The 13,815-nt window shown below is 64.2% G+C and carries 11 protein-coding genes; all 11 read right to left on the reverse strand.

All coding sequences use genetic code 11. The annotated features are described in order from the left end of the window. Positions 1-34: 34 nt before the first annotated feature. Complete coding sequence (locus LB557_RS29945) at positions 35-964, reverse strand: hypothetical protein (RefSeq protein WP_224641044.1); 930 nt, start codon at positions 962-964, stop codon at positions 35-37. Between the two features lie 325 nt (positions 965-1,289). Continuing rightward, complete coding sequence (locus LB557_RS29950; RefSeq protein WP_224641043.1) at positions 1,290-4,061, reverse strand: nitrate reductase; 2,772 nt, start codon at positions 4,059-4,061, stop codon at positions 1,290-1,292. 3 nt (positions 4,062-4,064) lie between these two features. Next, entirely contained in the window at positions 4,065-4,394 is a 330-nt protein-coding gene (gene nirD / locus LB557_RS29955) for a nitrite reductase small subunit NirD (protein ID WP_224641041.1), read from the reverse strand. A 211-nt stretch (positions 4,395-4,605) separates the two neighbouring features. Next, entirely contained in the window at positions 4,606-7,056 is a 2,451-nt protein-coding gene (nirB, locus tag LB557_RS29960) for a nitrite reductase large subunit NirB (RefSeq protein WP_140619505.1), read from the reverse strand. Positions 7,057-7,060: 4 nt separating this feature from the next. Next, positions 7,061-7,858 (reverse strand): ABC transporter ATP-binding protein, encoded by a 798-nt coding sequence (locus LB557_RS29965; RefSeq protein ID WP_224641039.1) that lies wholly within the window; start codon positions 7,856-7,858, stop codon positions 7,061-7,063. Positions 7,859-7,868: 10 nt separating this feature from the next. Next, positions 7,869-8,759: a nitrate ABC transporter permease gene (gene ntrB, locus LB557_RS29970; RefSeq protein WP_140713515.1), complete on the reverse strand. Its 891-nt coding sequence runs from the start codon at positions 8,757-8,759 to the stop codon at positions 7,869-7,871. 87 nt (positions 8,760-8,846) lie between these two features. Next, positions 8,847-10,163 carry a CmpA/NrtA family ABC transporter substrate-binding protein gene (locus LB557_RS29975; RefSeq protein ID WP_140721514.1) on the reverse strand — a complete coding sequence of 439 codons (1,317 nt, stop codon included), beginning with the start codon at positions 10,161-10,163 and terminating at the stop codon, positions 8,847-8,849. Between the two features lie 351 nt (positions 10,164-10,514). Next, entirely contained in the window at positions 10,515-11,753 is a 1,239-nt protein-coding gene (locus LB557_RS29980; RefSeq protein WP_224641096.1) for a CmpA/NrtA family ABC transporter substrate-binding protein, read from the reverse strand. A 2-nt stretch (positions 11,754-11,755) separates the two neighbouring features. After that, positions 11,756-12,358 carry an ANTAR domain-containing response regulator gene (locus LB557_RS29985; protein WP_140619514.1) on the reverse strand — a complete coding sequence of 201 codons (603 nt, stop codon included), beginning with the start codon at positions 12,356-12,358 and terminating at the stop codon, positions 11,756-11,758. A gap of 122 nt (positions 12,359-12,480) precedes the next feature. Beyond that, positions 12,481-12,795: a hypothetical protein gene (locus LB557_RS29990; RefSeq protein WP_224641037.1), complete on the reverse strand. Its 315-nt coding sequence runs from the start codon at positions 12,793-12,795 to the stop codon at positions 12,481-12,483. 110 nt (positions 12,796-12,905) lie between these two features. Beyond that, positions 12,906-13,706, reverse strand: coding sequence for an endonuclease/exonuclease/phosphatase family protein (locus LB557_RS29995; RefSeq protein ID WP_140619516.1), 801 nt, complete (start codon positions 13,704-13,706; stop codon positions 12,906-12,908). Positions 13,707-13,815: the final 109 nt, after the last annotated feature.

Genomic DNA, 13,815 nt, shown 5'->3' on the forward strand with positions numbered 1-13,815 from the left:
CGCGATCGACGCTTCAAATAGGCCTGCATCAGCTTCACAAGTTGGGAGGTGGCGGGACTCGGCGGTCGGTGGAAAAACACGCTGCAAAGGCGCTGTCGACGACGGCCAGCTTGGCGGCCTGGACGATCATGTATTCCTCGTAGAATCCGTGCGACACCCACATCACCGAATTGCCGCGCTGACCAAGCCAGCCAATGCTGCCGAGTTCCTCCGCCGTGCGCAGTTTACGGCTGAGATGGGTCCGCGACAGCTTGAGCCATTTGGCGAAGTCGCCGATCGAAACCACGCCGGTCGGAATTCGCTCCAGCCCGGCATGGTCGGGGTTGATGCCCGACATCAGCCAGTCCATGACGATGCCGCCATTGTTGAGCCAGATGAAAAGGGAAAAGGTCTGGTTGGGTTCGCGCACCGGCTTTGAGGCTAGCAAGCCGTCAGCCACCAGCGGCTGCAGCGTGGCAAGCATGTCGGGCCGCTCCAGGAACCTGGCCAGCCGGTTGCCGCCATCGATATGGTCGAGCGTGCGCAGATGGGCTGTTACCCAGCCGGTGAATCGCTCAATCGTCGCCGCCGTCGGTTGCAGGGGATGCGTGCGGCCGTCCCCACCCGCCACATACTCGGCGATGTTGTAGTGCAGCATCTCCTTGATGAAGGCGTCCGCCGTGTTGCGGCTGGCAACCGCGTTCTTGTGCACGACCTCGATGAAACGCGATACGGTCAGGTCCTTGCGGCGGTCGTTCGGGTCGCGCCTGAAGTGCATGGCAAGGCCGACATGGCCCAACAGCCAGCGCTGCTGCGTGGCAAAGATCGAAGCCAGCCGCGGGCTTTCCTCATAGATGCGGATCAGGGACTGCGACTGTTCCTGAACGTAGCGGTGCAAGGCTGGATGGCCGGCTATGTCTTGCGGATTCAGCGATGATCTCCCGATGCCTTGAATCAACTCGCATGGCGAGATTGCGTTCCCCATTTTCCAGTCTTCGACATCTGTGTCCAGACGTACCAACTACGAAGAACAGGGCCAGCCGAGACACAGATCCACGGCAACGGTTATCGTCTCGTTTGCTATGCTTGAGAACCCCTTCCGAATCGTTAGCCGAACGGCGAGATCCAGCCGCAGCGTGGCGCAACGGTCGTCAAGGCGTTTCCAGTTGCTGGTCCATGGCGGCATCTTTCACCTCCATCAACCAAATGAGTCCCAGCCAAGTCGAATTAACCGTTGGACAGGTTGAAGCCCTTGCGGGTTCCGCCGATTTCGCAAGGCCGTGCCACTTTGCCAGGTGGGACGGACACCTTCACTCGGCCGCCTGAACCCGACGGGCCTGGATGATCGTGCGGATTTCCGACCGGCAGGAACCGCAATTGGTCCCTGCCTTCAGCGTGGCGCCGATGGCTTCGACACTGTTGCAGCCGGCCGCCACGGCCGCGGTAATCTGGTTCACCCCGATGTTGAAACAGGAACAGACGGTCGCGCCGGCATCGGGCCGCTCGGCACCGGCACGGCCGGCGACGATCCTGAAGCGTTCGCGCTGGCTGGCGTGGACCTCGCCGAGCTGCTCGGCGGCCCAGCCGCGCGACACCGCGACCGGACCGGGTGCGATGAACAAGGCACCCGCCAGATGCTCGCCTTGGAAGGCGGCGATGCGGTGCTGGCCGGCCTCGCGGTCGTGATAGGCGAGCATTTCGGCATCCGCGGCATCGAAGAGCGAGCCGGCGAAGGCCGTCCAGTCGATATCGTCATTGGCAAAGGCCAGCTCGACCCGCCAGCCGCCCCGGCATCTGGCGATCGCCCAGTAGTCGGCGGCCATCGTCACGGGCCTTTTGCGTGTCACGGCAAAGCCGAAGGCCCCAGCGGTGAATTTCTCGATGCGGGCGGCGACATGCTTTAGCGCCGGCTGCCCCGACACGGGATCGGTAAGCGACGCTGTCAGCGTGTCGAGCCGGCCCCTGGCGGCGAACTGGTCGGTCCAGTGCATCGGCGCGAACAGGCTGCCCGGGCGCTGGCGCGTTGTCACCAGCACGCGGACCAGCACTTCGCCGCGCGGAGTCGAAACGCGCGCGATGTCGGCGTCGCCAATGCCGTAACGCTGCGCATCCTCGGGATTGATTTCGACGAAGGGCTCGGCGATGTGCTGGGACAGGCGCGGGCTTTTGCCGGTACGCGTCATGGTGTGCCAATGGTCGCGGATCCGGCCGGTGTTGAGGACGAGCGGGAAGGCGGCGGTGATGCGGGTCTCGACGGTTGGGCGCAGAGCGATGAAGCGGGCCTTGCGGTCGGGCGTGTAGAAGTTGCCGTCGGCGAAGAAACGGGTTGGTTGGCGTTCAATCGAAGTGGCCCCCTCTGGCCGAGTTCCAGCCTGAGCACCCCCTTCTGATTGAAGCTGAGCTTGAGCACCCCCCTCTGGCCTGCCGGCAGGCCAGAGGGGGGTGCCTGGGCTCGGCGCCGGCCAATGGAACGGAGCCAATCCTTCGTAGTCCTCAACATCGATCGCAGCATAAGCGCTGATGTCGAAATCCCGCTCGCCATCATTTTCGAACCCCGACAGCGCGGCGTGCTCGGCAAAGATCTCCACTGGGCTCTCATGCGCGAACGCCTCGCCAAAGCCCATCCGCCTTGCCACTTCCGCAATGATCCACCAGTCGGGCCGCGCCTCGCCGGGGGTGGCCAAAAACGGCCGCTGGCGCGAGATGCGGCGCTCGGAATTGGTGACGGTGCCGTCCTTCTCGCCCCAGGCCGTGGCCGGCAATCGGACATGGGCGTGGCGGACCGTGTCGGTCTCGGCCAGCACGTCCGACACCACGACGAAGGGGCAGGCCTTGATCGCAGCCTCGACTGCCCCTGCATCCGGCATGGAATCGACCGGGTTGGTGGCCATGATCCACAACGCCTTGATGCGCCCATCGGCCACCGCCTTGAACATCTCGACCGCCTTGAGACCGGGCTCCCCGGCAATCGCCGGCGCCTTCCAGAAGCGCTGCACGCGTTCGCGATGCCCGGGGTTTTCGATCTCCATGTGGGCGGCGAGCATGTTGGCCATGCCGCCGACCTCGCGGCCGCCCATGGCGTTGGGCTGGCCGGTGACCGAGAAAGGGCCGGCGCCCGCTTTTCCGATGCGGCCGGTGGCGAGATGGCAGTTGATGATGGCGTTGACCTTGTCGGTGCCCTGGGACGACTGGTTGACGCCCTGGCTGTAGACGGTGACGGTCTTTTCCGTCCTGGCGAACAAGCTGTAGAAACGGCTAAGTTGGTCTTCGCTGAGGCCCGTGGCGGCAGCGACGCCGGCAAGGTCGAGCGTCGAGGCGGCGAACAGGGCTTGTCCGAATCCGGCCGTATGCGCCGTGATATAGGCACGGTCGAGCGCATTGTGCTGGCCGAGCCAGGCGAGCAGGCCGGTGAACAGGGCGACGTCGCCATCCGGCGCGATCGCCAGATGCATGTCTGCGATGTCAGATGTCATGGTACGGCGCGGATCGATGAGCACTACCTTCATCTCGGGCCGCTTTTCCCGGGCAGCCGCGATGCGCTGATAGAGCACGGGATGGCACCAGGCGAGATTGGAGCCTACCAGCACGATCAGGTCGGCCAGCTCCAGATCCTCGTAGGTTCCCGGCACAGTGTCCGAACCAAACGCGCGGCGATGGCCGGCAACCGACGAAGCCATGCAGAGCCGCGAATTGGTGTCGATGTTGGCCGAGCCAATGAACCCCTTCATCAGCTTGTTGGCGAGATAATAATCCTCGGTCAGCAACTGGCCGGAGACGTAGAAGGCGACCGCGTCGGGGCCATGTTCGGCGATGGTGTGCTGGAAGGTCGAGGCGACGACGTCGAGCGCCTCGTTCCAGCCGGCGGGGCGGTCGTGGATTTGCGGATGGAGCAGCCGGCCGTCGAGGTCGATCGTCTCGGCCAGTGCGGAGCCCTTGGAACAGAGCCGGCCGAAATTCGCGGGATGATCGGGATCGCCACGGACCGACACCTGCCCATTCGCGGCAACCTTCGCCAGCACGCCGCAGCCGACCCCGCAATAGGGGCAGGTGGTCCTCACCTCGCGCGCTGCGTCAATCTCCATAGTTCAGGCCGCGCGGCTGGCCAGCGCTTCCAGCGCGACGAACAGGTGCTCGCCCTCCCGCTTCACGGGAATCGTGCGCACGGCGCCTTCGTCGGCGCCAAGCGCCTTGCCTGTCTCAAGCGAGATGACCCAATTGTGCAGAGGGCACGTCACGGCCGCGCCATGGACAATGCCCTGGCTCAGCGGTCCGCCCCTGTGCGGGCAATGGTCCTCGATGGCGAAGACCTGGTCGTCGGCGGTGCGAAAGACAGCGATCTTGCCTTGCGGGGTGGCGACACAGCGCGCGCCACGGGGGGGAATGTCGGAGAGGGTGCCGATCGATATCCAGATCATAGGTGTGCCTTTGCTTGATATGAATGTGCCAAGGCACCCCCCTCTGTCCTGCCGGACATCTCCCCCGCAAGGGGGGAGATTGGCAGCTTGAGCGCAGGCGCATTTTCTTCAGCGCTGGAGATTGTCGAAAGCAGATATGACATCCGATCTCCCCCCTTGAGGGGGAGATGGCCGGCAGGCCAGAGGGGGGTGCCTCGCGCTGACATCGCCATCACTCCGCCGCCTGCGCAAACCCGACCGACGCCATCGGCCGAAACTCGTGCTTGTCCTTGCCGGACACGCGCTCGGACCATGGATCGACCTGGGCGAACTTCTGCGAAAAGATGAAGCGGTCGTAATAGGCCTTGCGCTTCTCGCCATCGTCCATGATCTGGCGCTTGATCTCGGCGATGCCGATGCGCTTGGCCCATTTGTAGATGCGTTCGAGATAGCGGCCCTGCTCGCGATACATCTGTGTCAGCGCCACGATATGCTCCAACGCCTCGTCCTCGGTCCTGACCAGGCCGAGCACTTCCGTGCCCTTGATGTCGAGCCCGGCGGCGCCGGCGAAATGGATCTCGTAACCGCTATCGACGCAGATGACGCCGACGTCCTTGCAGGTCGCCTCGGCGCAATTCCTCGGGCAGCCCGACACCGCCATCTTGACCTTGGCCGGCGTCCACGAGCCCCACATGAACTTCTCGATGCGGATGCCGAGACCTGTCGAATCCTGCGTGCCGAAGCGGCACCAGTCCGAGCCGACGCAGGTCTTCACCGTGCGCAGGCCCTTGGCATAGGCATGGCCCGAAACGAAGCCGGCCTGGCCGAGATCGGCCCACACCGCCGGCAGGTCCTCCTTGCGGATGCCCAGCATGTCGATGCGCTGGCCGCCGGTGACCTTGACCATCGGAATCTCGAATTTGTCGACGACGTCGGCGATGGCGCGCAGTTCGGCCGCATTGGTGACGCCGCCCCACATGCGCGGCACCACCGAATAGGTGCCGTCCTTCTGGATGTTGGCGTGGACGCGCTCGTTGATGAAGCGCGACTGGTAGTCGTCGGCATACTCGTCCGGCCAGTCGCAGACGAGGTAGTAGTTAAGGGCCGGCCGGCATTTGGCGCAGCCGCAGGAGGTCTTCCACTCCAGCTCCTGCATGACCGCCGGAATGGTCTTCAGTCCCTTGGCCTTGATCAGCCTGCGCACGTCGTCATGGCCGAAAACGGTGCAGGAGCACATGGGCTGCACGGCGGCCGGGTTGTAGGTGTCGCCAAGGGTCAGCACCATCAGCTTTTCGACCAGCCCGGTGCAGGAGCCGCAAGACGCCGACGCCTTGGTGTGGGCGCGCACGTCGTCGAGCGAAGTCAGGCCCTTGCCCGTGATCGCGCCCGTGATCTTGCCCTTGCAGACGCCGTTGCAGCCGCAGATTTCCGCATCATCCGGCAAGGCTGCAACGGCCGCCATAGGGTCCAGCGGGGCACCCCCTTGGTAGGACTGGCCGAAGATCAAGGTGTCGCGCATCTGCGAGATATCGGTCTGCTTCTTCTTCAGGTCGTTGAACCAGGCGCCGTCTGAAGTCTCGCCATAGAGCACGGTGCCGATGATGCGGTCATTCCTGAGCACCAGGCGCTTGTAGACGCCGGCGGCGGCATCGCGCAGCACGATCTCCTGGCGATCCTCTCCATCGGCGAAATCGCCAAGCGAGAACAGCTCGATGCCGGTGACCTTGAGCTTGGTGGGCGTGTCTGAATGCACGAAGGCGGCGGTTTCATCGCCGGCAAGCTGCTGGGCCGTGACGCGGGCCATTTCGTAGAGCGGCGCCACCAGCCCGTAGACCTGGCCGTTCACCTCGGCGCATTCGCCGAGCGCGTAAATGTCGGGGTCGTTGCTGCGCATGCCGGCGTCGACGACGATGCCGCGATTGACGGCAATGCCGGCCTCCTTGGCCAGTGCCGCATTCGGCCGGATGCCCACCGCCATGACCACCAGCGTCGCCGGAATGACCGTGCCGTCGGCGAGTTCCACCTGCTCGACCTTGCCGTTGCCCGTGATGGCCTGAGTGTTGGCCTTGGTGATGACCTTGATGCCGCGCTCCTCCACCGCCCGTTGCAGGAGGTAGCCTGCGGCCGGATCGAGCTGGCGCTCCATCAATGTCGGCATGACGTGCAGCACGGTGACATCCATGCCTTGCGCGTTGAGGCCGGCCGCCGCCTCCAATCCGAGCAGGCCGCCGCCGATGACGACGGCCTTGGCGCGCGACTGAGCGGCGAGCATCATCGCCTGAACGTCGTCGAGATCGCGATAGGTCAGCACGCCCGGCAGATTGTGGCCGGGCACCGGGATGATGAACGGCACCGAGCCGGTGGCGATGACAAGCTTGTCGTAAGGCTCGGTGACGCCGTGGTCGGAGGTGACGGTCTTCGCTTGCCGGTCGATGGCCATGATCTTGTGGCCCTTGTAGAGGGTGATGTCATTGGCGATGTACCAGCCGTCGCCATGGATGATGATTTCCTCATAGGCCTTCTCGCCGGAGAGCACCGGCGACAGCATGATGCGGTCGTAATTGACCCTGGGCTCGGCGTTGAAGATGGTGACGGCGTAGCGGCCCGGCGCCTGTTCCAGCAGATGCTCCAGCATGCGCCCGGGCGCCATGCCGTTGCCGATGATGACGAGTTTTTCGGTCATGGCGTTACTCCGCGGCTTCGACGAAGCGGTGGCGTTCGTAGAGGAACTTCAGCACCGCCTCGCGGCAACGCAGGAAGGTCCGGTCGGAGGCAAGTTCGATGCGTCGGCGCGGCCGCGCCAGCGGCACGGGCAGCACCTCGCCGACGGTCGCCGCCGGGCCGTTGGTCATCATGACGATGCGGTCGGACAGCAGCACCGCCTCGTCGACGTCATGGGTGATCATGATCGTCGTCGAACCCAGCCTGGAATGGATGTCCATCACAGCGTCCTGCAGATGGGCGCGGGTCAAGGCGTCGAGCGCGCCAAACGGCTCGTCGAGCAGCAGGATCTTGGGTTCCATGGCGAGCGCGCGAGCAATGCCGACGCGCTGTTTCATGCCGCCGGAGATTTCGGCCGGCCGCCTGTCGCTCGCATGCGCCATCTGCACGAGGTCGAGATTGCGCATGATCCAGTCATGCCGCTCGGCCTTGCTCTTCGAGCGGCCGAAGACTTTCGACACCGCCAGATTAATGTTCTCGTAGACGGTCAGCCACGGCAGCAGCGAGTGGTTCTGGAACACAACGGCGCGCTCGGGGCCGGGGCTGTCGACCTCCTTGTCCTCCAGCAACACCGCGCCGGCGGAAACCTTGGTCAAGCCGGCGATCAGGTTGAGCAAGGTCGACTTGCCGCAACCGGAATGGCCGATGATGGAGACGAATTCGCCCTTGTCGATGGTCAGCCTGATGTCCCTCAGGACTTCGCTGACCTGGCTGCCACGAGCGAAGGATTTGTCGATATGGTCGAGCTTGAGATAGGCGGTCATGGCGCTCTCCTCACTTTGCCGTCGTGCCGCGGGTGACAAAGGCGCCGACCGCCGCGACCAAGCGGTCGAGGCAGAAGCCGGTGACGCCGATATAGGCGAGCGCGACGATGATGTCGGGCAGCCGTGACGAATTCCACGCGTCCCAGATGAAGAAGCCGATGCCGACGCCGCCGGTCAGCATTTCGGCCGCGACGATGGCGAGCCAGGACAGGCCGATGCCGATGCGCAGGCCGGTGAAGATGTAAGGCGCAGCGGCTGGCACCATGATCTTGATGAAGAATTCGAGCTGGTTCAGCCGCAGGATGCGGGCGACATTGCGATAGTCCTGCGGGATGTTGCGCACGCCGACGGCGGTGTTGATGATGACCGGCCAGATCGAAGTGATGAAGATCACGAACAGAGCCGACGGGTTGGAGTCGCGGAAGGCGGCGAGCGACAGCGGCAGCCAGGCGAGCGGCGGCACGGTGCGCAGGATCTGGAACACTGGATCGAGGCCGCGCATCGCCCAGATCGACTGGCCTACCAGCGCGCCGAGCGCCACACCGACGACCGCCGCCATGCCGAAGCCGATGGCGACGCGCTGCAGCGAGATCAGCACCCGCCAGGCAAGACCGATATCCTGCGGGCCGTTGTCGAAGAATGGATGCGCGATCAGGTCATAGGCCTCGTTCCACACCTGGCTCGGCGGCGGCAGGCTTGCCGTCGGCGACGAGCAGGCGACCTGCCAGACGACAAGCAGGAGGGCGATGACGATGGCGGGCGGGACGAGAGCGCTGGCCACCCTGGTGGCGACCGCCACCGGATCGATACGGCGCCGCGCTTTGGCGGTGAAGGCGACCACCTCGGCTGGCTTGGCCGGGAATGCTTTCACCTTGGTGTCCTCGACGGCTTGGATGGACATGTCCTGGGGATACTCCGTGGCGTGCTGGTGCGGTACTGAGCGCCAAACGGCGATGGCGCCGTTTGCGTTGGGGCACAAACGGCCTGACTAAGCCGATGCCTTGATGGTCAGGCTGTCGAGATAGGCCGAGGGGTTGGCCGGATCGAAAGTCTTGCCGTCGAAGAAGGTCTCGACGCCGCGCGAGGACGAGGCTGGGATGTCGCTCGCGGCGACACCGAGTTCCTTGGCCGCCTCCCGCCAGATATCCTCGCGGTTGACCTGGTCGACCAGCGCCTTGATGTCGGTGGTCGGCGCGAACTTGCCCCAGCGGATGTTTTCGGCGAGGAACCAGCTGTCGTGGCTCTTGAACGGGTAGGAGACGCCGCCCTTCCAGAATTTCATGTAGAGGTCGGTGGCGCTGGCGACCCGGCCATTGCCGTAGTTGATGTCGCCCTTGAGGCGGCCGATAATGTCGGCGACGGGCACATTCATCCATTGCCGCTTGCCGATGATGGCGGCCATCTCGTCCTTGTTTTCCTTGGCATCGCACCATTGCTGTGCCGCCATCACCGCCATGACGATCGCCTTGGTGGCGTTGGGATATTTTTCTATGAAGGCGGCGCGCAGGCCGAGCGCCTTTTCCGGATGGCCCTTCCAGAGTTCGCCCGTCGTGGCGGCGGTGAAGCCGATGCCCTGGTGGACAAGCTGTTCGTTCCACGGCTCGCCGACGCAGAACACGTCCATATTGCCGACCTTCATGTTGGCCACCATCTGCGGCGGCGGCACGACGATGGTCGAGACATCCTTGTCCGGGTTGATGCCGCCGGCGGCCAGCCAGTAGCGCAGCCACAGATCATGGGTGCCGCCCGGGAAGGTCATGGCGGCCTTGACCTCCTTGCCTTCGGCCTTCTTGGCGGCGAAGGCGTCCTTCAGCTTGGCGGCATCGAGGCCAACGCCGGTCGCGGCATATTCCTGTGCGACCGAAATGCCCTGGCAGTCGTAGTTGAGGCGGGCGACGATCGCCATCGGCAGCGGCTGGTTGTTCTGCGTCACCTTGCCGGTGTGCATGAGGTAAGGCATCGGCGTCAGGATGTGGGCGCCGTCGATGCCGTTGGCTTCGCCGCCGAGCATCAGATTGTCCCGCGTCGCGCCCCAGGAGGCCTGCTTGAGCACCTCGACATCAGGCATGCCGAATTTCGCGAACAGGCCCTTCTCCTTGGCGATGATCAGGGGCGCGGCATCGGTCAGCGCAATGAAGCCGAGCTTGGCGCCGGTTACTTCGGGACCTTTGCCTTCGGCATGAGCGCCGGCGGGAAACAATGTCTTTGCGGCGAGGAACAGTCCTGCCGTCAGCGCGCTGCTGGCCAGAAAATCGCGGCGGGTGAAATCCTTGAGGGACGTGCCAGTTCCGATCCGTTTCGTCATCGTCGTCTCCGGTTGGGCGCGTTGGAAGCGCCGTCGATTGCGTGTTCGGCCAAAAACAAAAAAGCCGCCGGCCAGGCTTCGCGCATCCCTGGGGGGATTGCGCAGTGACCTGAGCGGCAGCTTTGCCTATGGCGCCCGCCATTGGACGCCTGTTCCATTGCCCGTGAAGGCTCGTTTATTTCAAAGCAGGAACCGTGCCAGTTTACCTCTGGCCGAAAAATTCAAATGGAATCAATACGATGCGAGCTTTATGCGGCGACCCGATCCGTCACGACTGAGGTCAAACATTGGTCAGCTTACCTTTCGAGCGCATAATTTTTGTGCAATGCACAAGCATGGCGCTAAAAATGATCAGGCTTCCCCGATGGCTGATTTTTCCCTCTCGATATAGGCGTCGATCTCGTCTGGATCGAAGATCTGGCCATCGAAGAAACCGTCCGGTCCGAGCATGAGACCGGCTCCCGTCGCGCCTACCGCGGTCGCGGCCTTGAGTGCGCCTTCGACCTTGGCATTGGCGCCGGGCAGCGCCACCCCGAGTGGCTTCAGCGCCGAGCGGTAGAGATCTGGGCGGTAGCAGTCGCGGGCGATGGCGAGATTGTCGGGCGTGTGCGCGACGTGGCCCCAGCGGACCATCTGCGTGTAGAACCACAGCGAATGGCTTTTCCAGGGAAAGTTGGCGGCCTTGTCGAACGGCACGAAGAAGTCGTCGATGTCCAGCTCCGCCCCGCCGCCCAGCCGGAGATGGCCGGTCAGGATCGGCATCTGGACCGCCGGAGGCAGGCCAAGGAAGCCACGCTGCGCCATCACCGCGGCCAGTTCGTCGCGGTTCGCCGGATCCTGGCACCAGCGCGCCGAGTGATGCAATGCGCGCAAGAGGGCCGCCAGCGCCTCTGGGACCTGTTCGGCCCAGGCCTTGCGCACGCCAATCACCTTCTCCGGGCTGTTGCGCCATATCCGTGCCTTGACGGTGACGATATGGCCGGTGCCGGCCGCCACCGCGGCGCTGTTCCAGGGCTCGCCGACGCAATAGCCGTCGATGCGGCCGGCGGCCAGCGCGTCGGCCATGAAGGGCGGCGGCACGATGACGATCTCGATCTCGCGCGATGGATCGACGCCGCAGGCGGCAAGCCAGTAACGCAGTTCGTAATTGTGCCCGGAATGCGGATGCACGACGGCGAAACGCAGCGGGTCCCGGCCGGCGTCGGCCCGCTCGCGGATGAAGGCGCCAAGTGCCGCGCCGGCACGGGCCGGATCGAGATCGGGTGCCGCACCGTGCGCCGCCATGCCGGCCCAGACGGCGTTGGAGATGGTGACGCAGTTGCCGCCGAGCCCCAGCGAAAAGGGCACGATGGTCTCGGAGGCGAGCGGAGTGAGGCCCAGATTGCAGGCGAGCGGCATCGGTCCGAGCATGTGCGCGAGGTCGAAATGGCCGATGGCGATGCGGTCGCGGATGTTGGCCCAGGAGGTCTCGCGGTGCAGGGTGAGATCGATGCCTTCGCGCGCGGCAAAGCCCAGTTCGCCGGCCGCGACCAGCACGGCGCTATCGAAAAGCGGCATGAAGCCGGCGGTGATCTGGTGCTCGGCGCCCATGCTCATTCGTCCTCCGCCGGTCCGAGAAGCCCGGCGGCAGTCACCAGGCTTTGGGCGATGTCGCCGATCTTGCGGTTCTGGTTCATCGCGGTCTTGCGCAGCAGCGTGTAGGCGGCCTCTTCGGTCAGGCCGCGCGACTTCATCAAGATGCCCTTGGCGCGGTCAATCACCTTGCGGCTCTCGAGTTCGCTGCGCGCCTCTTCCAGTTCACGTGCCATGCGCGAGAAAGCGTTGAAGCGGCTCACCGCCATGTCGAGGATCGGCTTGACGCGCTCCTGCCTCAACCCGTCGACGACATAGGCCGAAACGCCGGCATCGACCGCGGCCTCGATCGAGGCCTGATCCGAGCGGTCGACGAACATGGCGATCGGGCGCTTTACGGCCCGCGACAGCTGGAACATGTTTTCCAGCATGTCGCGGTTGGGATTTCCAAGGTCGATGACGATGACGTCGGGTTCGATCTCGGCAATGCGGCGCGCAATGCCCGAGACGTCATGGATGACGGTGACCCGCTGATGGCCCGCCTCGCGCAATCCGGCTTCGATTATCGAAGCGCGGATGCGGTTTTCGTCGATCACCAGGACGGCGAGGGAAGTTCGGACCATGCACGCATTATGAGCAAGGCCGCAAATTTGTGCAATGCAGCATAGCCGCCGACCTTGGAAGGTCGGCGGCTATGCCCGGAATGCCTGGTGGCGAATAGTCTCTGCTTAGCAGGAGACGCCGATCAGCCGCAGACGCGAACGTCTTCGACCACCCTGTGGTGGTGGCGCCAATGAACGACCGTCTCGATGTGGCAGCGGTGATGGCGGTGGTGACGCCAGCGGTAGCCGCCACTGTCATACTGAACGCTCTGGTCGCCATCATACTCGTTGTCGTAGCGGCGCTCATGATGACGGCGCACGACGATTCCCGAATCTTCGTCCGAGGAATACTGGTTGCCGTCGTCGGACTGGATAGTCACGCTGGCAGCCTGCGTGGGCGCAATCGCCGCAGCTGTCGCGGCAAACGCCAGCACCGAAGCCAAAATCAACTTTTTCATTCCGTCCTCCTGCATGTTCAACACACATAAACTCGCGGAACAACCGGGTGTTCCGCTCAAATCCACACGCTTTGCGACGCTGGCGACATCAAGCCGTTATCGGCCACATATTACAAGTGGACGAAGGCGGTCAGCGGCAGATGGTCGGAGGCCACGCGCGACAGCGGTGTGTCATGCGCTTCGATGGTCCCGATCATGCCGTGTCGGTTGGCCATGATCCGGTCGAGCGCCAGCAGCGGCAGATTGGACGGGAAGGTGGGAACGGCAGGGGGCTGCGGGCCGAAGCTCGCGTGCAGCGTGTTCAGCGCGGAGCGGTTTCCGAGCCGCCATTCGTTCAGGTCGCCGAGCAGGAGCGTCGGCTTCTCGTCGGGACTGTTCATGATATCCAGCACGACCTGGGCCTGCTGCGAGCGGGAGCGGCGCAGCAGGCCCAGATGGGCCGCGATGATGCGCAAGGACTGATTTCCGTCGAGATCGATTTCCGCGACCACCGCGCCGCGCGGTTCGAGACCCGGGAGCCTGATCTGATGCACGTCGCGAACGACGCCCCTTTTGAACAGCAGGACATTGCCGTGCCAGCCATGGCCTTTGCCCGTTGCCGAAATGGGCACCGGCACGAGGCCGGTTTCGAGTTCTAGTCGGTGCAGGTCGAGAAGCCCGTCACGGTCGCCGAAACGATTGTCGGCCTCCTGCAGGGCGATCACGTCGGGGGCGATCTCCCGGATGACGCGGCTGGTGCGGTCGGGATCGAACTTGCGGTCGACGCCGATGCATTTGTGGACGTTGTAGGAGGCGACCAGCGTCCCGGTGACGCCGTCCTTCTTCGCCGAGAAGGCGTTGGCCTTGCGCATCCGCCGGTCGCGAATGGACAGGAGCATATTGGCCGGCAGGCTGCGCCCGTTCATTCGCATCGCGCGCCGATCGTCCTTGCTGTTTTCACCATGCACCTAGAAATAGAGTCTTTCAGCCGATGTTCCATGGTTGGCGACACCCTATCCGGTAAACACGTCGTTTTCTTAA

This window comes from Mesorhizobium sp. BR115XR7A (genome assembly GCF_020165315.1).
Lineage (GTDB): Bacteria > Pseudomonadota > Alphaproteobacteria > Rhizobiales > Rhizobiaceae > Mesorhizobium > Mesorhizobium australicum.